The following is a 24,820-nucleotide window of genomic DNA, read 5'->3' as shown; positions in this document are numbered from 1 at the left end:
GCGTTTACTTAACGATTCTGCCGGCACACTCACACCCTGAGGTCAGAACCACAATGAACAAGCACATCGGCACCCTTGCGCGTTGGCGCATGCAGATTTTCGCTATCACCTGGCTCGCGTACGCCGCTTTCTACTTCACCCGCAAAGCGTTTTCGGTGGCCAAGCTGGGCATCGCCGAAGACCCGACGTTCATGCTCGACAAGATGGCCATGGCCAACCTCGATGCGATCTATCTGGCGGCTTACGCCATCGGCCAATTCACCTGGGGCATGCTCGCCGACCGCTTTGGCCCACGGGTCGTGGTGCTGGGCGGCTTGCTGATTTCCGCCGCTGCAGCGTTGGTGATGGGCAGTTTCGCCACGCTGCCGATCTTTGCCACCTGCATGTTGATTCAGGGCCTGGCGCAATCCACCGGCTGGTCGGGACTGTGCAAAAACCTCGGCAGCTTTTTCCCGGCGCAACAGCGGGGGCGGGTGCTTGGCTTGTGGAGTTCCTGCTACGCGTTTGGCGGTCTGGTGGCGTCGCCGTTCGCCGGCTGGTGGGCGTATACGCTGATCGGCACTTGGCACGCGGCGTTTATTTCCAGCGCGGTGGTGGTCGCCGTGGTGGCGGTATTGTTCTTTATTTTCCAGCGTAACAAACCGGAAGATGTCGGCCTGCCGGCCGTGGAGCCGGAGCCGGTCCTGTCCGCCGAGGAAACCGAAGCCAACAGCAAGCTCAGCGTCTGGGAGCCGTTGAAGGAAATCCTGCGCAACCGCACGGTGCTGGTGCTGGGCCTGGCGTACTTCATGTTGAAACCGGCGCGTTACGCGATTCTGCTGTGGGGCCCGGTGATCGTGTTTGAACAGATGCCCAGTGTCGGCAAGGTCGGCGCGGCAATCATTCCGACGTCGTTCGAACTGGCCGGGTTGCTTGGGCCGATCATGATCGGCCTGGCTTCGGACAAACTGTTCGGCGCCCGGCGCATGCCGGCCTGCGTGTTGAGCCTGCTGGCGCTGACCGTGACCCTGGCGCTGTTTATGGGCGCCTTGCACACCGGCAGTGTGTTGCTGGTGGTGGCGCTGCTGTTTGTCATGGGCCTGACTCTGTACGGCCCCGACTCGATGATCAGCGGCGCGGCCGCCATCGACTTCGGCAAGGCCAAGGCCGGCGCCACTGCCGCCGGATTCGTCAACGGTTGCGGCTCGGTCGGTGCGGTCCTTGGCGGGTTGCTGCCGGGTTATTTCGACTCGGTGACGGTGTTCATCGTGTTTGCCGGGTGCGCGCTGTTCTCGGCGCTGGTGCTGATCCCGCACTGGAACAGCCGCCCGGTCGGCGTGATGGAGCCGCGTGCGTCCATTCCCAATTGCCCGCTGAAGATCAAACCCCTGCGTTCCTGAACCCCCTTTGCCTCGCGGCCTGCTGCGGTGTTCGCGGCAGGCTGTGTCGTGGCCATCTGACTGGAGATATCCCATGAGACCGTTTTGGCTGGCGCAGGCCCTGCAGGCCGACACCTCCGACGCTTGCCCGGCGCTGCAAGGCGAAGTGCGCACCGACGTGTGCATCGTCGGCGGTGGTTACACCGGGTTGTGGACGGCAATCATGCTCAAGCAACAGAACCCCGAACTCGCTGTGTTGTTGATCGAGGCCGACATCTGCGGCGCCGGGGCCAGTGGCCGCAATGGCGGGTGCGCGCTGTCGTGGTCGGCCAAGTACTTCACCCTTGAGCGTTTGTTCGGTGTTGAAGAAGCGGTGCGCCTGGTCAAGGAATCGGAACGCAGCATCCACGCCATTGGCGAGTTCTGTGAACAGTACGGCGTCGATGCCGATTACCGCCTCGACGGCACGCTGTACACCGCCACCAACGCCGCGCAGATCGGCACGACCGATGCGGTGATCGCGGCGCTGGAACGCAACGGCATCAACTCGTTCACCCAGCGCCCGGTGGCCGACGTGCAGCGCATGGCCGGTTCCAGCAAGCATCTGGAAGGCTGGTTCTCGCCGGCGGCGGCCAGTGTGCAACCGGGCAAACTGGTGCGCGGCTTGCGCCGGGTGGCGTTGCAACTGGGGGTGAAAATCCACGAACACACTGCGATGACCGGGCTGGAGGAGGGGCGTGCGGCGCGTATCCAGACGCCGGACGGCTGCGTCATCGCCGATCGTGTGGTGCTGGCGATGAACGCGTGGATGGCTCGTGCCTTCCCGCAGTTCGAACGCAGCGTAGCAATTGTCTCCAGCGACATGCTGATCACCGAGCCGCGCCCGGATCTGTTGCAGGACATCGGTTTGACCAGCGGTGTCACCGTGCTTGATTCGCGGATCTTCGTGCACTACTACCACAACACCCCGGACGGCCGGATCATGCTCGGCAAGGGTGGCAACACCTTTGCCTATGGCGGGCGGATGCTGCCGGTGTTCGATCAGCCGTCGCCGTATGCCGGCCTGCTCAAGCGCAGCCTCGACGATTTCTTTCCGGCGTTTGCCGATGTAAAAGTGGACGCAACCTGGAACGGCCCGTCGGATCGCTCGGTCACCGGTCTGCCGTTTTTCGGCCAGATGAGCCACAGCGGTAACGTCTTCTACGGTTTTGGCTATTCCGGCAGCGGCGTCGGCCCGTGCCATATGGGCGGGCAGATTCTCGCCTCGCTGGTGCAGGGGCTGGATAACCCGTGGACACGCTCACCGCTGGTCAACGGGCCGTTGGGCTATTTCCCGCCGGAGCCGATTCGTTACCTCGGCTCCTTGATGGTGCGCAACGCCATCCGCCGCAAGGAACGCGCCGAGGATCACGGTCGCCGGCCACGGCATCTGGATGTGCGCCTGGCCAGGTTTGCCGCGGCGGCGGGCAAGGCCGATAAAGGCTGACCACCCCTCCTGCAGGAAGAGGTCAGGGTGCATTCATTAGCCAGTCGAGCAGCAAGTCGTCGTTGTGCGTGATGTCCCGGGGCGGGGGCTGACGTGAATCGGCGAGGCACAGGATCGGCCGGTCGGGATCGCCGTCGAGGAAACTCACCCATACCTCGCTGCCGGCGCAGGGCAAATCGTCGGCGCAGATGCGGCTACTGGCGCGGGTCATGGCGATGGGCAGCCACAGCTTGGCGCTCGCGTCGCAGGGTTCACCGTGCTCGGGCCAGAGCGTGACAGCCATGCGGCCGTGCTCGTCGAGTTGCGCCGGTCGCCCCGGTATTCCCGACACCTGCGCCAGGTGATAGCCGGCAATGCCGGGGCGCCGCTGCTTGAGTGGCGGACGGAAATCGGTTGACCAGGGCTGCGCGGTGAAGTCGTTGTAATAACGGTGTGCGGTCGAGGCCGGTTCGAGTATCGACGGGTGCTGCCCATGATGTTGCAGGTGGGTGATCAGCCATTGTTCGTTGAATTGGCTGAGCGGGTGTTCCAGCACTTGCAGCAAATGCCCGCTGAGCAAACTCACGCAGTCGCTGCGACCGTGAACCGAGCGCTGCTGACAGCGTTGCCGTTCGAGGTGCCGACGGCTGCGTTGCTCGGCATGGCGTTGTGCCGGTGAAGTGGATAACGGCTGCGGATTCGTCGCGGTCTGATTGGCCGCCGCCTCACCGCCCGCCTGCTGGCCGCGATTGCGCACGGCATGCAGGGGCACAACGGGCGCGCCATGATGCTGCTGATACAGCGAACTGATCCGGGGTGACGGAGTCGGCTCATCGGCCTCGAACGGCAGCAACGTGGGCGACTGCGGCAGGCTCAGGCTGTCGTCGGCAAACACCACGACATGGCCATCCGGCCGGTGTTCGAAATGGTAGTGGATGCCTTCTTCTTCGCACAGGCGCTGCAACAACGCCAGATCGCTTTCCTCGTACTGAATGCAAAACGGCCGCACCGGGTAATGGCCCACGGTCGTTTCAATCCGGTAATTGCCGCTCGGCAGCGCGTTTTCGAGTAACCGCTGGAGAATCTGCGGCACGCTCAGTTGCACGAAGACCCGGCGTTTGCCCGGCGCTGCCAGCCCGTGCAGGTGCGGCACCAGCTCCAGTCGGTAGCCGACCCGGTGCGTGCCGCGATGTTCGCAGCTGGCGCTGTGGATCACGCCGTGAACCCCGTGTCGTGAGTCAAGGCGCAGAAAGGCCTGTTGCTGCAACAGCGCTCCCGGCGGTATCGCGGGGGCGAGGCCGATCAGTTCGACGTCGAAACGATAAGGCTGGTTGAGGGCCTCTTCGCCGTCGAAGCGCAATACCGGCAGGATCAACCCGCTGGTGGTCAGGGTCAGGGTGAAGGGACTTTCCTTGTCATTGAGCATTCGCACGGGCTCTGTCAGGCGAAACGAAGCTCAGAGGGTACGAAACCACAGCGCTGATGGGGCAGGTTAAAGCTGCTTTTCAGAATCGCCCTACAAGGTGTGGTGAAGATCTCGATTTCGCAGGACGATTTTTTTGGTCGATTGACGACTTTAGGCCGTATAAACTTGGCGCCACGCGTCGGCCAATAGATGTCTCGGCGCCACAGATCAAGAGAGTGAGTAATGGGCGCACAGTGGAAGGTTAAACACAAAGAAGCGGCAGCCAACGCCAAGGGCAAGATCTTCGGCAAACTGGTGAAGGAAATCACCATCGCTGCCCGCAACGGTGCCGATACCGCCACCAACGCACACCTGCGTCTGGTGGTTGAACAGGCCAAGAAAGCCTCGATGCCGAAGGAAACCCTGGACCGCGCCATCAAGAAAGGCGCGGGCCTGTTGGGCGAGACCGTGCAGTACCATCGCGTGACCTACGAAGGGTTTGCCCCGCACCAGGTGCCGCTGATCGTCGAATGCGTCACCGACAACATCAACCGCACGGTCGCTGAGATTCGCGTGGCGTTCCGCAAGGGTCAACTGGGCGCCTCCGGCTCCGTGGCCTGGGACTTCAACCACGTCGGGATGATCGAAGCGTCGCCGGACACTCCGGACGCCGACCCGGAAATGGCCGCGATCGAAGCCGGAGCCCAGGATTTCGAAGCCGGCGAAGACGGCGCGACCCTGTTCCTGACCGACCCGACCGACCTCGACGCCGTGCAGAAAGCCCTGCCGGAGCAGGGTTTCACCGTGTTGTCGGCCAAGCTGGGTTACCAGCCGAAGAACCCGGTCAGCGGCCTGAGCGACGAGCAGATGGCTGAAGTCGAAGCGTTCCTGGAAGGCCTCGACAACCACGATGACGTGCAGGACATGTTCGTCGGCCTGGCTGGCTGATTGGTTGTATCAGTAAGTGCCTCATCGTGAGCCGGCTCGCTCCCACCGTTGCAATGCATTCCAAGGTGGGAGCGAGCGGGCTCGCGATTGACCGCGCAGCGGTCACTGCTTCGCCAATACCTCGATGACTTCACTGAAGCCCGGCCGCGCCAGCACATCTGCCTGACAGCAGCGCCGCTCCAGATCTTCCAGCACGACGCGCCGTTCATCACTCAGGCCCGAGTCGATGCGCGCCAGCAGTTCCCCCAGCAAGACGCCGAACGCCCGCACTTCGAGGCGTTGCAGTGCGCGGGTTTCCAGGGTGTCGGTGGTGGCATGAAACGACGCCGCACCGAAATCCCCGAGCAGGCAGTCACCGTGCTCGTTCAACAAAATATTGTGTCCGTACAGATCACCGTGGGTGATGCCTTGCCGGTGCAGGTGTTCCGCCGCCGACGCCACGCCTTGGGCAATGCGCAACGCCACGTTGGCGCTGAACCGGCAATCCTCGGCGTAAACATCCCGAGAGCACGACGCCAGGCTCGGCAGACTCGCGAGGTTGCGGTAGCTCGGGTCGATCAGTTGCATCACCAGCCCTTGCTGGTCGTCGGGGTGGGCGCCGATGCGACCTTCCACCCGAATCAGATTGGGGTGCAGCCCGGCGGTGATGCAGGCATTCATTTCGTGCAGCGGCGAGCCGTCGCTGGTCATCTCGCCTTTGTACAGTTTCACCGCCACCGGTTGCGCTGCACCGTCGTCGCGCTGCCAGAGCGCCCGGGAAATCACCCCGGAAGCGCCTTCGCCCAGTTGTTGTTCCAGGCGCAGCGCCGACCAGTCGATCGACGGCGTGGCATCCAGGGCGCTGGCGTCTGCCTCGGTTTCCAGCGGGTTACCGGCGTAGGCCAGCCAGGTCAGGCTCGGCAGCGTCAATAGCCACTGCGGCAGTTCGGTCAACCGATTGGCGGCGATGCGAATCAGCTCCAGGCGATGGCAACCACTCAGCGCTGCGGGCAGTGCTTGCAGGCGATTGCCGGCCAGCATGAGCTTTTGCAGGTGAGGACGTTCGCCGAGCGCGTCAGGCAGGGTTTCGATGTGGTTGTCGGTGAGGATCAGCCAGCGCAACAGTGGCGGCAGGGCGGCAGCGGGCACATCGACGATTGCATTGGCCTTGAAGCCGATCATCGTCAGCGCCGCGCATTGGCCGAGGCAGGCCGGCAGTTCGGTGAATTGATTGTCCGAGCAAAACAGCACGCGCAAACGCTTCAGGCGATGCAGGTCATCCGGCAGGCGGCTCAAGGCGTTGCCGCTGAGGTTGAGGATTTCCAGGGTATCGGCCAGGTCGAAGATCTCCGCCGGGAACTCGGTCAGTCCGCAAGACAGGTCCAGACGGGTGATGCCCGACAACTCGCCGGCACGCAATTGAGCAAGGGTGTGCATAGAAATATTCGCATCAGAGTCGCAAGAATGGCCGCCATCATAACGGCAGCGCCTACGCCGGTGGAATTTCCTGTAACTGGCCCAGACGGCTGCGGGTGCGGGCCAGGTCGATGGCGTGGCCGGCGAGGCTTTCGCGCAGTGGCAGGCGGCCAAGCAGGGTCAAGTGTTTGTCCTGGTCGTAGAGCACGTCGATCAGGTTGATGAAGCGTTGTTGGGCGGCGATCGAGCATTCGTCCAAGAGCGGCAGGTCGTCGATGACCCAGTGGTCGAAACGCCGGCACAACTCCAGATAATCCATCACCGCCGTGGGTTGTTCACACAGATCGTTGAAGGTAAAACCCACGCGGCTGCCCTCGCACAAACGGGCCTGAAAATGTCGGGTGCCGACCGGCAGTGCCAACGGCGGCGCATCCTGTTGCGGCAGGTTGAGGTCACGGCGTTGGGCTGCGGTGGCTGGCCATACGTAATGGCCCTGAGTAAACAGCTGATGCGCATGGTTGCGCGCATGACTGCGGTAATCATGCGGACCACCGACTTCCATGACCTGCATGCGCGCGTTGATCAGCTCGATCACCGGCTTGAAGCGAGCGTGGTACAGCGGATTGGGCAGCAGGCCCTCCGGTGCATAGTTAGAGGTGACCAACAGCAGGGTCCCGCGCTGGAACAAGGCCTTGAACAGCCGGGTGATGAGCATCGCATCGCCGATGTCATGCACATGAAACTCGTCGAAACACAGGACCTGACAATCCTCCAGCAATTCATCCAGGGTCATGGCGAGGGCGTCGTCGTGCTCGCGATGCCGGAACATGCCCTGATGCAGTTGCGCGAAGAACTCATGGAAATGCAGGCGGCGTTTGCGGCTGATCGGCAGCGCCTGGAAGAACCCGTCGAGTAACCAGCTCTTGCCGCGTCCGACGGCGCCATGCAGGTACAGGCTCGGCGGCGTGTGTGCCGGGGTCGCGCACAACAGACTGGCTTGCTGCGCCATGCAGTCGATCACGCGCTGCTGACTGTGGCTGAGGGTGTAACCCTGGCTCTGGGCCTTGAGCCGGAAATAATCACGGATCGACTGGGCGCTGGCGTCTTGCCCTGCGTGCGCCGGCAAGCCTTTGCCGAACCAGCGGCGCAACGCTGGCCAGCGTTGGGTCAGACGCGATCGTTTGGACGGTCGGGCGGGCACTTCAGGATCACTCCGTATTTATCGGGCCGGATCCCCGGAGTGGGGCGTCGTAGTGTAACCAGAGGTCGGTCCGGCCATCCACCGCGGCTCGTCGAGAGAGGGCGGTCACTGAACAAGTCTGGCGGTGTTGTACAGTAATTTGCAGCGACATTTCTGGCGTGTTTGCCAACGTTTCGAAACATATCCCGGGAAAAGCGTGGATCCAATCGACTGGCGGAATCGTCGACCGTTGCTAGTCTGAAACACAGTAACGACCGTGCGAGTGATCGCTGACAAGGAAAAGCGCCGTGAATGTACGTGGGGTCATCGGTCTGCTGGGGGCGCTCGTCGCACCGGTCGAGGCGGCAGATCTGCAGGTCGAAGTGCGTGTCGATGTGCAGCGCGGTTGCCAGTTGATCGGTCAGCAACGCGAGGCGGGCGTGCAACAACTGGGCGTGCTCGACTTTGGCAGCACCGCACGCCTCGACGATCCTGCCGGACCTTTGGCGGCGGCGCTGACCAACCAGCGTTTGCCACGCCTTGAGTGCAACCCGGACACGCCTTATCAGATGCGCGTCGACGGCGGTTTACATGGCGGTGTCGGTGAGGTGCGCTACATGGTCGGTGCGGCGGGCGGCAAGCCGATTCCATACCGCCTGTTTCAGGATGCCGCGCGGCGGGTGCCGCTGGTGGTGGATGTGCCGGTCAGTGGCCGGGTGCCCGACAGCGGCACTGTGGAGTTGCCGCTGTATGCGCGGATCGAGCGGCTGGCCGAAGTGCCGCGGGTCAGCCGCTACTCGGATCTGGTCAAGGTGACGGTCACCTGGTGAGCACACGGTTGCAGTCGGCAACCCGCTGGAATGGATTACGCAGGGAAGGGCGTTCGATGATGAGCACGGTGGTCAAGTCAACCTGAAGGAGTAGGGCGGGCGCAATGGCAGGTAAACACTGGATGGTTCTGGCGGCAGGGACGCTGGCGCTGCTCGCTGAAAACGCACAGGCAGCCGTGAGTGGGCAGATTCATGCGCGACTGATCCTGATCGCCGGCTGTGAGGTGACCCATGCATCCAGTCCCGCCAGCCCGGTCAGCCATCTCGGCACCCTCGACTTTGGCCCTCAGGGGCCAACCTGGAATGCACCGATCAAGGCCAGTCTGGATGGCGACAGCAGCGGCAAACTCAATGTGGCCTGCAATCCTTCGGTCACCGGTTTCACTGTCACCATCGACGGCGGCACCCACGGTGACGGTAACACCCGGCGCCTGAGCAATGGCCGCCAGACCCTTCCCTATGAGCTGTTCGTCGATCCCTCCGGCGCCCGCAGCTACAGCATCGGCCAACAACACAATTTCGCTGTCACCAGCGGTGCGCAGATACCGATTCCGGTCTTTGGCACGGTGGTGGCGAATACCCGCGCGGTGCCGGCAGGTGTCTATACCGACACGCTGACGGTGACGCTCGACTGGTAACCCGAAGAGGACGGACACCATGCGCAGGATTGCTTCAACACTCGGTTTGTCGCTGCTGGGCCTGACACTGGCATCCAGTGCCAATGCAGCCACGACGGTCACCGGCCAGATCACCTCCAGCCTGATCCTGATCAGCAGTTGCCAGGTCAATGGCGCCGGCGGCTCCAGCGGGTTGAATTTCGGTGCGTTGAACTTCGGCACCGCCAACAGCCTGTTCACCACCGCCACCGGGCAAGTGCTCGGCGGTGGCGGCGGGGCGCTGTCGATTCTGTGCTCCAGCGGCACCACGCCGACAGTGAAGGTGCGGGCCGGCTCCCATGACGGCATGTCACCGGGCGGTACGCGAGCCTTGTACGACGGGGTGGCCAACTACGTGCCTTACGACCTGTACACCGATGCCGGGCATTCGCAGCTGCTGGCAATTGACGGGACGATCAACCTCGCCGCCAGTACCGGTGTGGCGCAGACCGTGAACATTTACGGTCAGGCGGTGGGCAAGGCCGGTTTGCCGGCCGGGACGTACACCGACACCGTCGCTGTTGAACTGACGTTCTGATGCCATGGGCCGCTCTGGCGCTGTCGCCTTGCTCCTGTTTTGCGCGGGCAGTGCGCCGCTGCCGTTGACGGCGGCCACCAGCCAGAGCTTTCAGGTCAGCGCGACGGTGACGGCGGGCTGCCTGGTGGTGGGCGGGGTGTCGAACTATGGCGGGCTGAATTTCGGTTCGCGCTCGGCCCTGGCCACTGACACGGTGCAGGTGGCCCTGACCGGGGGCGTGCAACTGCAGTGCACACCGGGGGTGACGCTGAACATGAGTGTCGACGGCGGCCAGTACAACAACAGCGGCCGGCACATGCAGCTCAACAGTGGCAGTGCACGGGTGGCGTATGCGCTGTTTCGCGATGCGGCGTACAGCCAGAGTCTGGGCGTTGGTCAGAGTGTGGCGGTGGCGTACAGCGACGCGAACAACATCAGCCTGCCGATTTATGGGCAGGTGCAATTGCCGGGCAATCAGCCTGGGGGGACGTACAGCGATGTGTTGCAGGTGCAACTGTCGTGGTGAGGCGAAGTCTCGATGGCCGACAAGGAGCAGGTTTATGGGGTGTTACACGTCACGGCGGTCGCTCGGGCATGGCGCGGTAGCGGCGTTGCTCATGATGGGAATGAGTCATGTACAGGCCGCCAGCTCGGTGTTGATCTGGCCCATTGATCCGGTGCTGGAAGCCGATCAACAGGCCAGCGCACTGTGGCTGGAGAACCGCGGCAACGAAACCGCCAACCTGCAGATCCGCGTGTTTGGCTGGAGCCAGAACGGCTTCCAGGAGCAATACCAGAACCAGCGCGACGTGATCGGCAGCCCGCCGGTGGCGAAAATCGAACCGGGGCAGAAACAGCTGGTGCGCCTGACACGGACCAAAGACGTGCCGCCGGGGCAGGAACTGGCTTACCGAATCATCATCGACGAAATCCCTTCTGCTCAACCCCCCGTCGCTGATGGTGGCAAGACTGCCGCGGCGATCCGCTTCCAGATGCGCTATTCAGTGCCGCTGTTCGCCTATGGCGCGGGGCTGTGGAGCAAGGAAGACAGCACCCGCGCGCGCGATCCCAAAGGCATTGGCTTGCCGCAATTGAGCTGGCGCACGGTGGCGGTGGACGGCAAGCCTTACGTGGAAGTGCGTAATCAGGGCGCGGTGCATGCGCGGCTGACCGATGTGGCAATCAAACAGGGCGGGCACAGCAAACCGCTGGCCGAAGGGCTGCTGGGTTACGTGCTGCCGGGGGCGGTGATGCGCTGGCCGGCACCGGGTGGATTGGCCGGTGATTCGGCGTTGCAGGTGCGGGTCAATGGTGCGACGCAGGTGCAGAGCATTACGCCGGCACGCTGACTTCGTGTGGTGAAGGGGGGATCCGAGATGAAGGCATTTCTCTGAGGTGAGCGAATTGATCTGTGGAGCGAATTGATCTGTGGTGAGGGGATTTATCTGTGGCGAGGGGATTTATCCCCGTTGGGCCGCGAAGCGGCCCCGTCCTTTCTTCCATTTAGCCGAGCACCGCCGGGCGACTGCTGTGCAGCCGAACGGGGATAAATCCCCTCGCCACAGATAATCCCGTCGCGACAAGGAATGAGCCACCTCGCAACCCCCGGTTTCGGCAAAGCAATATCAGGAGGATTCAGTCCATTGACGGACGTCAAACGTGTATGAGCCCAGGATGGGCTCGCCGTCTCCAGCGTCCGTTGTGGCTCATGACCGGCGCGTGTTGCCTGGTGTTCGTTCAACCGGCCGGGGCCGGCGAACTGCCGCCGCCCCCCAGCGGCATGGAGGCCGTCAGTGATGCACAGTTGTTTCTGGAACTGGTGGTCAACCAGATGAATACCGGGCGTGTCGTGGCCGTGGAGCAGCGTGGCGGGCGCCTGTTTCTGCCAGCCACAGCGTTGCGCGAAACCGGCATGAAATTGCCGGACAACATCAGCGCTGAAGTCGATCTCGACAGCTTGCCCGGGCTGCACAGTGATTACGACAGCGTCGGCCAGCGCCTGCTGCTGGACGTGCCGCCGGAGTGGTTGCCGGAGCAGTTTATCGGCAATCGCGAGGCCTATCCGCGGACGCCGGCGCTGAGCAGTTTCGGCGCGTTGTTCAACTATGACCTGTACTTCAACGACACCGATGATGCCGGTACTTACCTGGCCGCGTGGAACGAAGTGCGGCTGTTTGACAGCTGGGGCACGCTGTCCAATACCGGGCAATACCGGCGCACCTTGTCGGGGGATTCGCTCAGCACGCTGAACGATGGTTACCTGCGTTACGACACCACATGGCGTTATTCCGATGACGAGCGAATGCTCACCTACGAAGCCGGTGACGTGGTCAGCGGCGCCTTGCCATGGAGCAGTTCGGTGCGCCTGGGTGGCGTCCAGTTCTCTCGCGATTTCGCCGTGCGTCCGGATCTGGTCACCTATCCGTTGCCGCAGTTTGCCGGCGAAGCAGCGGTGCCGTCCTCGGTGGACCTGTTTATCAATGGCTACAAGTCCAGCAGTGCGCAGCTGCAACCGGGGCCGTACACCCTGACCAATATTCCGTTCATCAACGGTGCCGGGGAAGCGGTGGTGGTGACCACCGATGCGCTGGGGCGGCAGGTGTCGACCACGGTGCCGTTCTACGTCACCAGCAGCCTGTTGCAGAAGGGCTTGAGTGACTTTTCCGTGGCCGCCGGGACCTTGCGCCGCGACTACGCCCTGAAAGATTTCAGCTACGGCCCGGGCGTGAGCGCTGGCAGCCTGCGCTATGGCGTCAGCGACAGCTTCACCCTCGAAAGCCATGCCGAGGCCGCCGACTCGCTGACCCTCGGCGGTCTGGGCGGCAACCTGCGCCTGGGCAATTTTGGCGTGCTCAACAGCGCCGTCAGCGAAAGCCGTTTCGACGGCGAGGGCGGTCAGCAGTTGAGCCTCGGCTATCAGTACAGCAATCAGCGTTTCAGCTTTTCTTACCAGCGCCTGCAACGTCACGCTCAGTACGCCGACCTGACTGTGGTCGACAGCCCTTACATCAGTCTCAGCCGCCGCAGCGAACAGGCCACCCTGAGCCTCAACCTCGACCGCTGGGGCAGCCTCGGTGCGGGTTATTTCGACGTGCGCGCCGCCGACGATTCGCGCACACGCCTGCTCAACCTGAGCTGGAGCAAGCCGCTGTGGCGCAACAGCAGTTTCTACCTGTCGGCCAATCGCGAAATCGGCGACAGCAACTGGGCCGTGCAGGCGCAACTGGTGATTCCGTTCGATCTGCGTGGCAGCCTGGCGCTCAGCAGCGAACGCAGCAAGACCGGGCAGACCCAGCAGCGCGTCAACTACAGTCGTGCGGTGCCGACCGAGGGCGGAGTGGGGTTCAATCTGGGCTATGCCAAGGGTGACGGGCCGGATTACCGACAGGCCGACGTGACCTGGCGTCTGCAATCAGTGCAATTGCAGGCCGGTGTCTACGGCACCTCCGACGCCGAAACTCGTTGGGCTGATGCCAGCGGTTCGCTGGTGTGGATGGATCGGCAGGTGTTCGCCGCCAATCGCATCGACGATGCGTTTGTCGTGGTCAGCACCGACGGTTTCGCCGACATTCCGGTGCGCTATGAAAACCAGCGGGTCGGCCAGACTGACAAGAACGGTCACTTGCTGGTGCCGTGGAGCAGCGCCTATTACCGCGGCAAATACGAAATCGATCCGCTCAACCTGCCAGCGAACGTGCGCAGCCCCAACGTCGAGCAACGCATCGCGGTGCGTCGTGGCAGCGGTTATCTGCTGGAGTTTGCGCTGACCCGGGTCAGCGCCGCGAGCATCGTTCTGGTCGACGCGCAGCAGCGCGAACTGCCGCTGGGCGCAGGCGTGTTGCATGACCAAAGCGGCACGCGCACGGTGGTCGGTTGGGACGGACTGGTGTATCTGGAGAACCTGCAGGCGCAGAATTCGCTGCAGGTGACACTGGCCGACGGCAAGACCTGCCAGGTGCAGTTCAGCGTCGATCTGAATCAGGACCAGGTGCCGTTGATTGGCCCGTTGGTGTGTCAGTGATGGCCGCGCGGTTGTGCCTGTGGCTGATGCTGATGCTGCCGGGCGCGGCGCAGGCGCTGTGTTCGGTGGTGGGCACCACGCCGGCGGCCTTCGGCACGATCAGTTCGATTGCCGTGCGCACCGTTTCGCAGCCCAGTTCCACACTCAATGGCGGATTGAGTTGCACCGGTTCGCTGTTGTCGCTGTTGACCAGCAGTGATCATTTCTGGGGCACGGTGTCCTCGACGCAAAGTGGGCTGGTCGGCCCCACGGGTGACGTCATCAGTTACACGATCTACGCCAACAACAGCACCAGTTACCCGCTGACGCGCGGCACCGCCTTCGACTTTGCGCGCAATGGCATCATCGACGCCCTCGGCCTGCTCAACGGCACGACACCGAAAACCGTGCCGTTGTACCTTGGCACGACCATTGGCAGCAATGTGGCGGCCGGGGTGTACACCGAGACCCTGAGCATTTTCTGGAACTGGAATTACTGCTCGGGCATCGGCATCGGTTCGGTGTGTGTCGGTCGCGACATCAACAGTGGCACGACGACGTTGACGGTCAACCTGACCGTGTCCAACGATTGCACGATCACCGCGCCGAACATTGCCTTCGGCAGTGCCCCGGTGGTCAGCGCTTTCACGCCGGTCACCGGGCAGACCATCAACCTGGCCTGCACCAAGGGCAGCGCCTACACCGTGGGTTTGAGCGACGGGCAGAATCCGCTCAGCACCGGCGGGCGGCGGCGGATGATTTCCGGGAGTAATTATCTGGCCTACGACATTTTCAAAAGCGCCGGCAGTACCCGCTGGGGCAGCGTCGGCGCGGCACGGCGGGCGAGCACTGATGCCGAGGTCAATCCTGGCAACGGGCTGGGCACGGGCAGTCAGATTTTCAATTACAACGCGAAGATCTACACCGACCAGGCCACGCCGCCAGCGGGGACGTATGTGGACAACGTGGTGCTCGACGTGGGGTTCTGAGCAGACACGGATTTCTCCTGTGGAGTAGAAAGTGTGGCTGATCCGACGCCATCGCCAACAGGTCGGCTCCCACCGGTTTTTCGGCATTTTCAGAAGGATTGGGACTGCTTGAGCAATGAGGTGACCGGTGTGTCGACCGGGCTGACCATCGCATAGTTGTACCCGCCGCCCGACCAGTATTGGGCCTGCAAATCCCCGTCACTGCGGCTGCCCCGTGGCAAAAAGGTGTTTTTCGGTCCCGGCGGGCGCACATAGAAACTCACCTTGTGCCCGCCACCGTCCTCATAGATCACCATCGCCGCCGGGCCCTCATCGGTGCTGAGCAGTCGCCCGCTGACCGGTTGAAAGCCTGCTGCCGTCAGGTCCGGCAGGCGACTGGCCCGGGCGAAATAGCGGTCGAGCCAGCGCTGCATATCGCCGTTGTCAGCCACCTTGTAGTCCGCCGGCAACATGCCTTGCTGGGCAATCAGTCGATACGCCTGCAACGCGTCGGTCATCGGTAGCAGGGACGGGCGCACAAGGGTCATTTCCCGCGCCTGCCAGCCACTGAAACCGCCAATGCCCACGGCCATCAACAAGACGGCGGCGCTCGCCAGGTGCCGCTGCGTCTGGCGCTTGCGGCGCTGCCGGATCATCGCCGGGTCGAGGGCCGGATTGGCCGGTTGCAGCAACGCCCCCCCGAGCGCCGCCCGCAATTGCTGGGCATCCTGTTGCCAGGCGCGAACCTGGGCCGCTTGATCCGGGTGACTGGCCAGCCAGGTGTCCAGTGCACGCCGGTCGGCGTCGCTGAGCTGGTGGTCGACATAAGCGTGCAAATCACGCTCGCTGGGAGGCAGGCTGATCATTTGAGTATCCGCAAAGAAGGGCTATTGATTTCGCCGTCGCTGAGGAGGCGCAAGGCCTGGCGGGCACGGGACAGACGCGACATCACGGTGCCGATCGGGGCGTCGAGAACCTCGGCGACCTCTTTATAAGTCAGGCCTTCCACCGAAACCATGAGCAGCAGGGCGCGTTGCTCGGTGGGCAGGCGATCAAAGGCTTGCAGCGTCGATTGGGCGATGACTGTGCGTTCGACCGAAGGTTGGGCATCGTCCCGGCCGGTAAAGAATTCGAGCATCCGCGCATAGCGTCGGGAGCGCCGATAGGCATCGAGAAACTGCCGGTAGAGGATCGCAAACAGCCAGGCACGCACATCACCGTCGGCGCGTTTGTCGCCCCAACTCGACAGGGCCCGTTCAAGGCTCGCCTGGACCAGATCGTCGGCGCTGCTGCTGTTGTGCGTCAATGACACGGCAAAGCGGCGCAATCTGGGGATGAGTTCACGCAGTTGTTCGTCGAGTGCGTTCATGCCGAAGTCTTCATGGAGGGTAATGCTCTGAGGCGCAAAAAACAGCGTCGGGAAGCAAGACGCTCCTCGTCGAAGGTTATTCCAGAGGAGGTGCTGTAAATCTTTTTCCTTTGCTTTGTAGGATAGTTCGTCGCGATTTGTAGTGCGTGTAATGGTTTTCGTATTCCCGGATCAACCCGTTTGAAAGGCGCGTTTCCCGACGGTGCAATCAATGCCCCCGACGGACGTGACCACCAAAAATGGTTGAAATCAGAAAACGGGAGTTTCCTCATGCAAGCGTTCGCGATATCTAGCCGGTCCCTACGAGGCTTTGCACCCGAGGTGACCGTTGAGCCCAATCCCTGGCAGCGTTTCGGTCGAGGCCCGCAAGTCGCGCCGGAGGCGCCATTGATTCATCGCGCAATCGAAGCGCAAGCCGTTGAACGGCCCGAAGCTGTCGCGGCGCAGCATCAGGGCCAGTCCATCACTTACGGCGAGTTGAACCGCCAGGCGAATCGGCTCGCAACGACGCTGCTCGAACACGGTGTATTTCCTGGCGACCACGTGGCGCTGTTTGTCGAGCGCTCGATTCCGATGCTGGTGGGCATGCTGGCGGTGTTGAAAGTTGGCGCTGCTTACATTCCTCAACACGTGAGCATTACTCCCGCTGCGCAGTTGCGCCACATCATGACGGTCGCCCGGGTGCGGGTCGTGCTGACCCTGTCTGAGCTGGCGCAGGCGATTCCCTTGGACTCGGAGCAACAGTGCATTCATCTGGATGAAGTCATCCGTGCTGACACCGTGGCCGAAGACGAACTGAACATCGGTGGCGCAACGTCGTCAGCGGATTCACTGTGTTTTGTCCTGTTTACCTCGGGCACCACCGGACTGCCCAATGGCGTGCGCGTGACCCAACGCAACGTGTGCAATATTTTGCTGACCAGCCCCGGTGATCTCGGGATGCGCCCGGGGTTGAAAGTCGGACAGATCCTCAACATCGCGTTCGATATGGCGGCCTGGGAAGTACTGGGTTGTCTGGCCCACGGTGCAACCCTGCTGATCCGGGGCAAAGACATCGCGCAGACCGCTGAACACTGTGATGTGCTGATTGCGACGCCGTCGATTCTCGCCACCCTTGATCCCGCCCGTTGCACCCGGGTGAAAGTCGTCGCTCTGGCGGGTGAACCTTGCCCGCAACCGCTGGCAGATCGCTGGGCGAAGTTCTGCACGTTTTACAACGCCTGTGGGCCCACCGAAACCACCATCGTCAATACCATGCAGCACTATCGGGGTTCGGGGGCGCTGACGATCGGCAAGCCGACGCCCAATAACACGGTGTATGTGCTTGATGAAGCAGGGCAGCTGTGCGGACCGGGCGAGCAGGGTGAGATGTGGGCGGGCGGGGATTGTGTGACGGCGGGTTACCTGGGCAATGCTCAATTGACCCGCGAGCGGTATCAGCCCGATCCGTTTCTGGGCCAGGGACGTATGATGTTTCGCACGCGTGACCTGGGGCGCTGGACCGCAGACGGTGAGCTTGAACATCTGGGGCGTGTCGATGATCAGGTCAAAGTCAGAGGCTTTCGGGTTGAACTCGACGCGGTGTCGGCGGCGCTGGAGTCCGCGCCGACCTGCGAGCGGGCGGTCACGCTGAAGCTCGACAATCGTCATCTGGTGGCCTTCGTTTATCCCGCCAGTACAGATGTCGATGCAGCGCGTGCCTGTTGTGAAGCGCGGCTTGCCTACTATTGCGTGCCGTCGTTGATACTCGCCGTTGACGAGATTCCGCTGACGTCCCGGGGCAAGGTCGACAAGCGTTTGCTTCTTGAGTGGGCAGTGGCGCATCAGGCCGAACAAACAGACGGCGGGCAGCCAGTGCGGGTGCAGGCATGAGTGCGCCACAGGTGAGCATCGTCCTGCCTGCCCGGCGGCCACTCTGGCAACGTCTGGGAACACTGCCGATGTTCTCGCATTACAACCGTCTGGTGGTGTTAGTGCTGGCCTGCAACATCGCCGTGCTGGTGTACGGCATCACGGTCGGGCAGTGGTGGTCCACCGCCGGTGTGAATTTGCCGATGTTGTCGGCACTGGTGGTGGCGAATCTGTCTCTGGCGATACTGATTCGTCAGCAGTACCTCATCAATCTGTTGTTCTGGCTGGCCACCCGGGCGCCCACGACTTGGCCGTTGGCGGTTCGCCGGTCGCTGGCCAAGGTTTATCACTTCGGCGGCCTGCACAGTGGTGGCGCAATGGCCGCGATTGCGTGGTTTGCCCTGTTGTTCGGTTCGATGATCTGGCAGCGGCTCGAAGGGGCGGGGGGCGTTTCGCTGACGCTGATCGGGCTGAGTGGCGGGTTGTTGGGGCTCCTGTTACTGGTGGCAGTCATGGCGATGCCAACCTTGCGCGGGCGTTTTCATAATGCGTTCGAACGCACCCACCGTTTCGCCGGGTGGGCCGCGTTGGCGATGTTTTGGGCAATGACGCTGGTCTCTGCGCGGGAGCAGGATGGCGCGGCTGCGCTGAACGATGTGCTGGTGCAGTCCGCCTCGTTCTGGATGTTGCTGCTGGTCACGATGAGCATTGCCTTGCCGTGGCTGCGATTACGCAAAGTGCCAGTCAGCCTCGTGCGGCCTTCGTCGCATGCGGTGATAGTGCGCCTGGAGCACCACACCCCGTTTGCCGGCTCCGCCACAGCGATCAGCCGTAATCCGCTGTGGGAATGGCATTCGTTCGCCAACATTCCCACACCGGGAAAGGAGGGTTTCCGCCTGATCATTTCCCGGGCCGGCGACTGGACCGGGGCGTTCATCGAGCAGGCGCCAACACATGTCTGGGTCAAGGGCATCACCACGGCCGGCGTGGCGCATATCGAAACACTGTTCAAATCGGTGGTGTATATCGCCACCGGCAGCGGTATCGGACCGGTGTTGCCCCATTTACTCGCCAGGCAAGTGCCCATCCGCCTGATCTGGTCGACCCGCAGTCCGAGAGCCACGTATGGCGATTCGCTGGTGGACGAAATCCTCGAGGCCCAGCCTGATGCGCTGATCTGGGACACGGATGTGTCCGGCAAACCCGATCTGGTGACATTGGCCTATGCCGCCGTGCAGTCGTTCGGCGCTGAAGCGGTGATTTGCATCTCAAATCAGCGGCTGACTGAACGTGTGGTCGAAGAAATGGAAGCGCGTGGCATACCGGCCTACGGCGCCATCTGGGATTCCTGAGCTCGCGGCGACTGTTTTCCTCCCGACACTTTTTACCGACATGAGATGAATATGAATCTGTTGATCGAAAGACAGGGCCGAGTCGTGTTGATCCGGCTCAACCGCCCGCAAGCCCGAAATGCCCTGAACACCGAAATGATGCGTGAACTGCTGGAAACCCTGCACGGGCTGGACACTGATCCGGGCGTTGGGTGCTTCGTGATTACCGGGACCAAGGATTACTTTGCCGCCGGCGCCGATATCAAGGAAATGCATGAAAAATCCTGCCTGGACATGATTGAGCAAGATTACTTCGCCGGATGGGATGCCTTTGCCCGGCTCCGGACGCCGAAGGTGGCTGCTGTCGCGGGCTACGCTTATGGCGGTGGCTGTGAGCTGGCGATGATGTGTGACCTGATCATCGCCGCCGAATCCGCGACGTTCGCCTTGCCGGAAATTACCCTCGGGGTGATGCCCGGCATGGGTGGTACTCAACGGCTGACGCGCCTGATTGGCCGGGCAAAATCCATGGACATGATCCTGACCGGGCGTTCGATCAGTGCTCGGGAAGCGGAACAGGCGGGGTTGCTGTCGCGGGTGACGGCCGCCGATCAATTGCTTGAGCAGGCGCTGGCCGTTGCGCAGCGCATCGCCGGGTTTCCACGAACGGCGACATTGGCAGCCCGTGAAGCGGTTGATCGAGCGCTGGAGTCGGGGTTGAGCGATGGCATCCTGTTCGAGCGCAGAGTGTTTCATGGCTTGTTTGCCACCCCGGCGCAAAAAGAGGGCATGCAGGCGTTTCTGGAGAAGCGCGAACCCCGTTTTGATCAGGTGTAGCCTGCCTGCACGCGGCATCACACGCAGAGCCATGAAAGAAACTACAGTGCAAAGGGAATAACCCTACGAGACGGGCGTCTTATAGCACCTTCCCCTATGGCCATTGGCCCTGGAGTCTTTCATGGTTGATCCCACCTCACCCCACGCTTCTCCGCCTGGCAGGCCGCAGCGCCCGCCCTTGAGTGCCGCGAGCCTGCTATTTCGACTGGCCGGCATTGCCGTTGTGGTCGGCGCTGTAGCCGGGGCGTTTGCCTACGTGCACGGTAACTTTGAGCCACAACGGCTGACGCCCAAGGCGTTGGTCGATGTGCTGGAGAAAAACAACGGCGTGCATCCCGGCTTCCGCCGCAATCACGCCAAGGGCGTGTGCGTGATCGGGCATTTCGAGAGCAGCGGTGAGGCGCGCGCGTTCTCCACGGCGCAGGTGTTCAACGATCCGCGGACCCCGGTGGTCGGACGTTTCGCCTTGCCGGCGGGCAATCCCTATGCGCCGGACAACAGCGTGCCGATTCGCAGTCTGGCGTTGCGCTTCACCCAGGCCAACGGTCAGCAGTGGCGTACCGGGATGAACAGCATGCCGGTGTTCCCGGTGGGCACGCCCGAGGCGTTCTATCAGTTGCAACAGGCGCAGTCGCCGGACCCGGCCACCGGTAAACCGGACCCGGCCAAGGTCCCGGCGTTCTTTGCCGCGCACCCGGAGGCGGTGCCATTTCTGACGTGGATCAAGACCGCCAGGCCGTCAGCCAGTTACGCCACTGAAACCTACAACAGCGTCAACGCGTTCTATCTGGTGGATGCCAGCGGCAAGAAGCAGGCCGTGCGCTGGAGCATGAAACCGTTGGCCCAGGACACGGCGGGCGCCACCGCGCCTGAGGGCAGCGATTTTCTGGAGAAAGACTTGGTGCAACGCCTGGCCGCGGCGCCCCTGCGTTTTCAGTTGAACATCACCCTGGCCAATGCCGATGACCCGGTGAACGACGCCAGCAAAACCTGGCCCGAGGGGCGCAAGGTACTGAACGCCGGCACCCTGGTGCTGGAGAAAACCCAACCGCAGTTGAGCGGCGAGTGCCGTGACATCAACTATGACCCGCTGGTGCTGCCAGCCGGTATCCAAGGCACCGACGACCCGCTGCTCGCAGCACGCTCCGCCGGTTACGCCAATTCCTACCTGCGTCGCACCAGCGAAGTCAGCCAGTTGCCCGCCGCCAGACAGGAGGCTCGTCCATGAGCACTCAACCGACACATTTCGCTTTGTTGGCGCGGCTGCTGCACTGGTTGATGGCGCTGATGATCATCGCGATGCTGTTTATCGGTGCCGGTATGGTGACTTCGGTTTCCGAGCGGCATGAATGGCTGATTCATCTGCACAAACCGTTGGGCATAGCGATTCTGGCGCTGGTGATTGTGCGCTTGCTGGTGCGCATTTCCACTCGACAGCCGCCATTGCCGGCGGACCTGCCGGGTTGGCAAGTGATGGCGGCGAAGGCATCGCACGTGCTGCTCTATGCCTTGATGCTGGTGTTGCCGTTGCTCGGCTGGGCGATGATCAGTGCATCGGGCGAACCGGTAATGCTCAGCACCACAATGCAACTGCCGTCGATCGTGCCGGCCGATGCGCAGCTGTTTGCGTTATTGCGCAAGGCCCACGGGTATCTGGCGTACCTGTTGTTCCTGACAGTGCTGTTGCACCTGGCGGCTGCGCTGTTTCATGGCTGGGTGCGCCGCGACGAGGTGCTCGACAGCATGTTGCGCGGACGCGATCGCGGCTGATTTTCCTGAGTGGCGCATTGTGTCGATGCGCCACTTTGCAGGGGCAGCCACCCGTATCCCACAGCGGTTGTGCGTTGTACACGTTACCCGGGAACTGCCCTGAAGATCGCAGACGCGCTGCGATCTTCAGGGCACGCGGGGAGGGGGTCAGCGCAAGATATCGACCATGTCGGCGAGGGTGGTCAACACGTCTTTACCCAGTTGTTTCGAGCGTTTGCCCGACCAGCCGGTCAGCGGGTTCGGCGCATCGTCGTGGTCCTTGAATGGCATTTCCAGGGTCTGCGACAGGCAATCGTATTTCTGACCAACGGCGTTGCAGGCCAGGGTCATATTGGCCTGGCCCGGTTCGTCGCGGGTATAGCCGTATTTGGTCTGGAAATCTTTGGTGGTGCGCTTGAGGTGCGTGCGGAAATGCTCTTCAAGCTTCTCTATCCGTGACGTGTATCCCGGATTGCCTTCGCTACCAGCGGTGAACACATGGGGGATTTCTTCGTCGCCGTGTACGTCGAGGAACATGTCGACGCCGTACTTTTCCATCTGCTGTTGTACGAAAAGTACCTCGGGGCTGAGTTCCTGACTCGCGTTCTGCCAGGCGCGGTTCAAATCCTGGCCCATGGCGTTGGTGCGCAAGTGACCGTGGAAGGCACCGTCCGGGTTCATGTTCGGCACCAGATACAGGTCGGCGCTGGCCAGCAGCGTGTTCAACACCGGGTCGTCGTGGCGCTCCAGGCGCTCGATCACGCCTTCCATGAACCATTCGCCCATGTGTTCGCCGGGGTGTTGTTGCGCGATGATCCAGACCTTGCGCTGGCCTTCGGCGCCGCTGCCCTTGCGCAGCAACTGAATGTCGCGGCCCTCGACGCTTTTGCCGGTGGCCAGCAGTTCGGTGCCAGCCTTGGTCTGCGCTTGAGCGATCAGCCAGTCATGGCGACCGCGGCTGTAGGGTTCGAAGTAGGCGAACCAGGCGTGCGTCTGCTCGGCTTCGAGGCAAAAGCGCAGGCTGTCACCTTCAAAACTGGTAGGAATGCGGAACCAGTTGACGTGGTCGTAGGACGCGACGGCCTGATAGCCGGTCCACGCCTTGTTGTAAGAGGACTGGCTGGCGTTGACCAGGCGAAACCAGTGTTCTTGATGAACATGCAGGCCGCTGGCCTTGAAGTGAAACCACTGGAAGTGCGGGCTGCGAGTGTCCGGGCGGATGGCCAGGACCGGATTGAGCGGATTGGAGATGTCGATGACTTGAATGTTGCCGCTGTCGAAATTGGCACTGATATCGAACGAAGATTTGGCCACGGTCATAATCGTTTCCTGAATATGATTTTTATGGCTGTTACTTTACACGCAAGCTTGAAGTGAGACCGAGGGGATTTGCAGGGCTGTAGCGGGGGGCGTCTTCCATGACGCGAATGCAGCTTAGAGACTGTGTAGTTGATTCTCAAGTGCTAATTATCTGAAGTTCGCCCCAATGTGGCCGGGCTTCGCTTGCCAACCGATATTCTTTTGATATTATCCGCGCCATCGAATTTGCAGCACTCAAAGACTTCATTAGCCTGAAGCCATAAGCCCGAAAAACGGGTAAAAAAAGACCCGGCAAAAAGCCGGGTCAAAAACCGTGATTAGCCTGATGAGGAGATAGTCCAGAAGACCGACCTAAGGTCTCTGGCCCATCGACTGATCTCGCGACCAGTTGCTTGCAATAATAATCATTATCATTTGCAAGTCAAATGTTTTTATCTGCGCGATTGGAAAATTCTTTTCCGTCCGTTCCACTCAAGGTTGTTCAGACCTCATCGCCATCGAGCGAATGGTCGACCATTGCCCGCGCCATATCCACCATGTGCACCACTGAAAACGCCAGGTCGCGACTCGCGCCCTGCAGGTTCTCTGCGGCCTTGAACGCAGTGGCGGCGGCGCAACGCAACAGATCCGAGGCGTGCACCAGTGCTTCTTCGCCACTGAGATGGTGCCTGACATTGAAAAAACGCTCGCCCGACTCGGGTTCTGACACAGCTGGTTTCAAGTAGTAATCCAGGGCGCGCTGCGCCGCGGCATTGCCTTGAGGCGAGGTGAACATGGTGTCCATTTGCAGATCGGGCAAGTCTTTGCTGCTGATATTCATGATGATGGGCCACTCCTTGTTTGATTGAAAATCCGTGCTTGCAGAATAGTACGATGCGTAGTTGTGACCAGAATTTAAATACTACAATATGTGTTTTGCTAGCCGAAGGCGTCCGCGTAAGGTGCCGCACATGGATAAATGGATTGAGTTGGTCAAGGCCAAGATGAGTGAACTCAAAATCACTCAAACAGAGCTCGGAGAGCGCGTCGGCATGTCCCAGGGCGGGATCGGCCATTGGCTGAACAAACGTCGCGAACCTGGGATCACGGAAATGAACCGTGTGTTGCAGGCACTGGGCATGGACTTCCTGGAAGTGGTGCTGGTGATTCGCGAGCCGCCGCTGACCCCGGATGACGAAATGCCGCTGGCGCAGAAGTACAACCCCTACTTCCGCTACCCGGTCAGTGACTGGCACATGCCCTGTGAGGTGCGCGAAAGCGGGGAATCAGCTTATGCCGCATCGGACAAGCAGCGTTTCGAACTGACGGATTACCACGCCCGTGGTGCGGCATTCTGGTTGACGGTGGCGGGGGATTCGATGACCGCGCCCAGCGGCCCCAGCATCGCCGAGGGCATGCTGATTCTGGTCGATCCGGAGGTGGAGGCAGTGCCCGGCAAACTGGTCATCGCCCAGTGGGCGGACAGCGCTGAAGCGATCTTTCGCAAACTCGACGAAGAGGGCGGCCAGCGTTACCTGGTGCCGCTCAATCCGACCTGGCCGAAAGCCTTGTTGACCGACGAGTGTCGCATCATCGGTGTTGTGGTGCAGGCAACGGCACGTTACTAGTCAGATCGATCCTCGCTCGGCGCAGGATCGATCG

At 61.9% G+C, this 24,820-nt stretch carries 23 protein-coding genes; 16 read left to right on the top strand and 7 right to left on the bottom strand.

Going from position 1 to position 24,820, the window contains the following annotated elements; genetic code table 11:
• Nucleotides 1–53 precede the first annotated feature (53 nt).
• Both HV782_RS18840 and HV782_RS18835 read left to right on the top strand, forming a co-directional pair.
• The gene (locus HV782_RS18840) at nucleotides 54–1,379 is read left to right on the top strand and encodes an MFS transporter (RefSeq protein WP_123462327.1); all 1,326 of its coding nucleotides are present in this window, start codon (nucleotides 54–56) and stop codon (nucleotides 1,377–1,379) included.
• Between the two features lie 73 nt (nucleotides 1,380–1,452).
• Entirely contained in the window at nucleotides 1,453–2,844 is a 1,392-nt protein-coding gene (locus HV782_RS18835) for an FAD-dependent oxidoreductase (RefSeq protein ID WP_186744436.1), read from the top strand.
• Between the two features lie 22 nt (nucleotides 2,845–2,866).
• Here the strand turns inward: HV782_RS18835 and HV782_RS18830 are convergent, their stop codons facing one another.
• Nucleotides 2,867–4,249 (bottom strand): type VI secretion system Vgr family protein, encoded by a 1,383-nt coding sequence (locus HV782_RS18830; protein WP_186744434.1) that lies wholly within the window; start codon nucleotides 4,247–4,249, stop codon nucleotides 2,867–2,869.
• Between the two features lie 222 nt (nucleotides 4,250–4,471).
• Here HV782_RS18830 and HV782_RS18825 point away from each other — a divergent pair, with 222 nt between their 5' ends.
• Nucleotides 4,472–5,176, top strand: a complete 705-nt coding sequence (locus tag HV782_RS18825) for a YebC/PmpR family DNA-binding transcriptional regulator (RefSeq protein WP_123462334.1) — start codon at nucleotides 4,472–4,474, stop codon at nucleotides 5,174–5,176.
• A 102-nt stretch (nucleotides 5,177–5,278) separates the two neighbouring features.
• Here HV782_RS18825 and HV782_RS18820 read toward each other — a convergent pair whose 3' ends face one another.
• Both HV782_RS18820 and zapE read right to left on the bottom strand, forming a co-directional pair.
• Nucleotides 5,279–6,592 (bottom strand): protein kinase, encoded by a 1,314-nt coding sequence (locus HV782_RS18820; protein ID WP_186744431.1) that lies wholly within the window; start codon nucleotides 6,590–6,592, stop codon nucleotides 5,279–5,281.
• Nucleotides 6,593–6,644: 52 nt separating this feature from the next.
• On the bottom strand, nucleotides 6,645–7,772 hold the full coding sequence (gene zapE, locus HV782_RS18815; RefSeq protein WP_123462338.1) for a cell division protein ZapE: 1,128 nt from the start codon (nucleotides 7,770–7,772) through the stop codon (nucleotides 6,645–6,647).
• 287 nt (nucleotides 7,773–8,059) lie between these two features.
• On the opposite strand from zapE, the gene HV782_RS18810 reads away from it, so the two are divergent.
• The 7 genes from HV782_RS18810 (at nucleotide 8,060) to HV782_RS18780 (ending at nucleotide 14,743) form a co-directional block, all read left to right on the top strand.
• Entirely contained in the window at nucleotides 8,060–8,581 is a 522-nt protein-coding gene (locus HV782_RS18810) for a Csu type fimbrial protein (RefSeq protein ID WP_123462341.1), read from the top strand.
• A gap of 104 nt (nucleotides 8,582–8,685) precedes the next feature.
• Nucleotides 8,686–9,219: a Csu type fimbrial protein gene (locus tag HV782_RS18805; RefSeq protein ID WP_128614800.1), complete on the top strand. Its 534-nt coding sequence runs from the start codon at nucleotides 8,686–8,688 to the stop codon at nucleotides 9,217–9,219.
• Nucleotides 9,220–9,238: 19 nt separating this feature from the next.
• Nucleotides 9,239–9,775 carry a Csu type fimbrial protein gene (locus tag HV782_RS18800; protein ID WP_123462345.1) on the top strand — a complete coding sequence of 179 codons (537 nt, stop codon included), beginning with the start codon at nucleotides 9,239–9,241 and terminating at the stop codon, nucleotides 9,773–9,775.
• Nucleotides 9,776–9,779: 4 nt separating this feature from the next.
• Complete coding sequence (locus tag HV782_RS18795) at nucleotides 9,780–10,280, top strand: Csu type fimbrial protein (protein ID WP_186744429.1); 501 nt, start codon at nucleotides 9,780–9,782, stop codon at nucleotides 10,278–10,280.
• Nucleotides 10,281–10,314: 34 nt separating this feature from the next.
• Complete coding sequence (locus tag HV782_RS18790; protein WP_186744420.1) at nucleotides 10,315–11,103, top strand: fimbrial biogenesis chaperone; 789 nt, start codon at nucleotides 10,315–10,317, stop codon at nucleotides 11,101–11,103.
• Between the two features lie 314 nt (nucleotides 11,104–11,417).
• Nucleotides 11,418–13,775, top strand: coding sequence for a fimbria/pilus outer membrane usher protein (locus tag HV782_RS18785; RefSeq protein ID WP_186744418.1), 2,358 nt, complete (start codon nucleotides 11,418–11,420; stop codon nucleotides 13,773–13,775).
• Complete coding sequence (locus HV782_RS18780) at nucleotides 13,775–14,743, top strand: Csu type fimbrial protein (RefSeq protein ID WP_123462353.1); 969 nt, start codon at nucleotides 13,775–13,777, stop codon at nucleotides 14,741–14,743. The genes HV782_RS18785 and HV782_RS18780 overlap by 1 nt, the downstream gene beginning before the upstream one ends.
• 89 nt (nucleotides 14,744–14,832) lie before the next feature.
• Here the strand turns inward: HV782_RS18780 and HV782_RS18775 are convergent, their stop codons facing one another.
• Both HV782_RS18775 and HV782_RS18770 read right to left on the bottom strand, forming a co-directional pair.
• A complete protein-coding gene (locus tag HV782_RS18775) occupies nucleotides 14,833–15,588 on the bottom strand; it encodes an anti-sigma factor family protein (RefSeq protein WP_128614790.1) in 756 nt (251 codons plus the stop codon).
• On the bottom strand, nucleotides 15,585–16,091 hold the full coding sequence (locus HV782_RS18770) for an RNA polymerase sigma factor (RefSeq protein WP_128614791.1): 507 nt from the start codon (nucleotides 16,089–16,091) through the stop codon (nucleotides 15,585–15,587). Before HV782_RS18770 ends, HV782_RS18775 begins: the two co-directional genes overlap by 4 nt.
• A gap of 270 nt (nucleotides 16,092–16,361) precedes the next feature.
• Between HV782_RS18770 and HV782_RS18765 the strand changes: the two genes are divergently transcribed.
• From HV782_RS18765 to HV782_RS18745, 5 genes are all read left to right on the top strand, one after another.
• Nucleotides 16,362–17,963 carry an amino acid adenylation domain-containing protein gene (locus tag HV782_RS18765; RefSeq protein WP_186744416.1) on the top strand — a complete coding sequence of 534 codons (1,602 nt, stop codon included), beginning with the start codon at nucleotides 16,362–16,364 and terminating at the stop codon, nucleotides 17,961–17,963.
• A complete protein-coding gene (locus HV782_RS18760; RefSeq protein WP_186744414.1) occupies nucleotides 17,960–19,294 on the top strand; it encodes a ferredoxin reductase domain-containing protein in 1,335 nt (444 codons plus the stop codon). Before HV782_RS18765 ends, HV782_RS18760 begins: the two co-directional genes overlap by 4 nt.
• A gap of 51 nt (nucleotides 19,295–19,345) precedes the next feature.
• The gene (locus HV782_RS18755; protein WP_186744412.1) at nucleotides 19,346–20,110 is read left to right on the top strand and encodes an enoyl-CoA hydratase-related protein; all 765 of its coding nucleotides are present in this window, start codon (nucleotides 19,346–19,348) and stop codon (nucleotides 20,108–20,110) included.
• 121 nt (nucleotides 20,111–20,231) lie between these two features.
• On the top strand, nucleotides 20,232–21,338 hold the full coding sequence (locus tag HV782_RS18750; protein ID WP_123462365.1) for a catalase family peroxidase: 1,107 nt from the start codon (nucleotides 20,232–20,234) through the stop codon (nucleotides 21,336–21,338).
• Complete coding sequence (locus HV782_RS18745; protein ID WP_128615418.1) at nucleotides 21,335–21,880, top strand: cytochrome b; 546 nt, start codon at nucleotides 21,335–21,337, stop codon at nucleotides 21,878–21,880. The genes HV782_RS18750 and HV782_RS18745 overlap by 4 nt, the downstream gene beginning before the upstream one ends.
• 147 nt (nucleotides 21,881–22,027) lie before the next feature.
• On the opposite strand, the gene HV782_RS18740 is transcribed toward HV782_RS18745, so the two are convergent.
• Nucleotides 22,028–23,179 carry a M14 family metallopeptidase gene (locus HV782_RS18740; protein WP_186744410.1) on the bottom strand — a complete coding sequence of 384 codons (1,152 nt, stop codon included), beginning with the start codon at nucleotides 23,177–23,179 and terminating at the stop codon, nucleotides 22,028–22,030.
• Nucleotides 23,180–23,660: 481 nt separating this feature from the next.
• A complete protein-coding gene (locus HV782_RS18735; protein WP_123462371.1) occupies nucleotides 23,661–23,999 on the bottom strand; it encodes a DUF6124 family protein in 339 nt (112 codons plus the stop codon).
• Between the two features lie 130 nt (nucleotides 24,000–24,129).
• Between HV782_RS18735 and HV782_RS18730 the strand changes: the two genes are divergently transcribed.
• Entirely contained in the window at nucleotides 24,130–24,786 is a 657-nt protein-coding gene (locus tag HV782_RS18730; protein WP_123462373.1) for a LexA family protein, read from the top strand.
• The last annotated feature ends 34 nt before the right edge of the window (nucleotides 24,787–24,820 follow it).

It is taken from the genome of Pseudomonas monsensis (genome assembly GCF_014268495.2).
Lineage (GTDB): Bacteria > Pseudomonadota > Gammaproteobacteria > Pseudomonadales > Pseudomonadaceae > Aquipseudomonas > Aquipseudomonas monsensis.
The sequence above is the reverse complement of the archived record's forward strand: the minus strand, read 5'-3'. Positions and strand labels throughout refer to the sequence as shown.

Coding starts and splice junctions, on each gene's coding strand:
- HV782_RS18825 (WP_123462334.1), top strand. CDS start 4,472: ATGGGCGCACAGTGGAAGGTTAAACACAAAGAAGCGGCAGCCAACGCC.
- HV782_RS18735 (WP_123462371.1), bottom strand. CDS start 23,999: ATGAATATCAGCAGCAAAGACTTGCCCGATCTGCAAATGGACACCATG.
- HV782_RS18790 (WP_186744420.1), top strand. CDS start 10,315: ATGGGGTGTTACACGTCACGGCGGTCGCTCGGGCATGGCGCGGTAGCG.
- HV782_RS18820 (WP_186744431.1), bottom strand. CDS start 6,592: ATGCACACCCTTGCTCAATTGCGTGCCGGCGAGTTGTCGGGCATCACC.
- HV782_RS18740 (WP_186744410.1), bottom strand. CDS start 23,179: ATGACCGTGGCCAAATCTTCGTTCGATATCAGTGCCAATTTCGACAGC.
- HV782_RS18800 (WP_123462345.1), top strand. CDS start 9,239: ATGCGCAGGATTGCTTCAACACTCGGTTTGTCGCTGCTGGGCCTGACA.
- HV782_RS18770 (WP_128614791.1), bottom strand. CDS start 16,091: ATGAACGCACTCGACGAACAACTGCGTGAACTCATCCCCAGATTGCGC.
- HV782_RS18805 (WP_128614800.1), top strand. CDS start 8,686: ATGGCAGGTAAACACTGGATGGTTCTGGCGGCAGGGACGCTGGCGCTG.
- HV782_RS18785 (WP_186744418.1), top strand. CDS start 11,418: ATGAGCCCAGGATGGGCTCGCCGTCTCCAGCGTCCGTTGTGGCTCATG.
- HV782_RS18830 (WP_186744434.1), bottom strand. CDS start 4,249: ATGCTCAATGACAAGGAAAGTCCCTTCACCCTGACCCTGACCACCAGC.
- HV782_RS18775 (WP_128614790.1), bottom strand. CDS start 15,588: ATGATCAGCCTGCCTCCCAGCGAGCGTGATTTGCACGCTTATGTCGAC.
- HV782_RS18780 (WP_123462353.1), top strand. CDS start 13,775: ATGGCCGCGCGGTTGTGCCTGTGGCTGATGCTGATGCTGCCGGGCGCG.
- HV782_RS18745 (WP_128615418.1), top strand. CDS start 21,335: ATGAGCACTCAACCGACACATTTCGCTTTGTTGGCGCGGCTGCTGCAC.
- HV782_RS18750 (WP_123462365.1), top strand. CDS start 20,232: ATGGTTGATCCCACCTCACCCCACGCTTCTCCGCCTGGCAGGCCGCAG.
- HV782_RS18765 (WP_186744416.1), top strand. CDS start 16,362: ATGCAAGCGTTCGCGATATCTAGCCGGTCCCTACGAGGCTTTGCACCC.
- HV782_RS18835 (WP_186744436.1), top strand. CDS start 1,453: ATGAGACCGTTTTGGCTGGCGCAGGCCCTGCAGGCCGACACCTCCGAC.
- HV782_RS18840 (WP_123462327.1), top strand. CDS start 54: ATGAACAAGCACATCGGCACCCTTGCGCGTTGGCGCATGCAGATTTTC.
- HV782_RS18755 (WP_186744412.1), top strand. CDS start 19,346: ATGAATCTGTTGATCGAAAGACAGGGCCGAGTCGTGTTGATCCGGCTC.
- HV782_RS18730 (WP_123462373.1), top strand. CDS start 24,130: ATGGATAAATGGATTGAGTTGGTCAAGGCCAAGATGAGTGAACTCAAA.
- HV782_RS18795 (WP_186744429.1), top strand. CDS start 9,780: ATGGGCCGCTCTGGCGCTGTCGCCTTGCTCCTGTTTTGCGCGGGCAGT.
- HV782_RS18760 (WP_186744414.1), top strand. CDS start 17,960: ATGAGTGCGCCACAGGTGAGCATCGTCCTGCCTGCCCGGCGGCCACTC.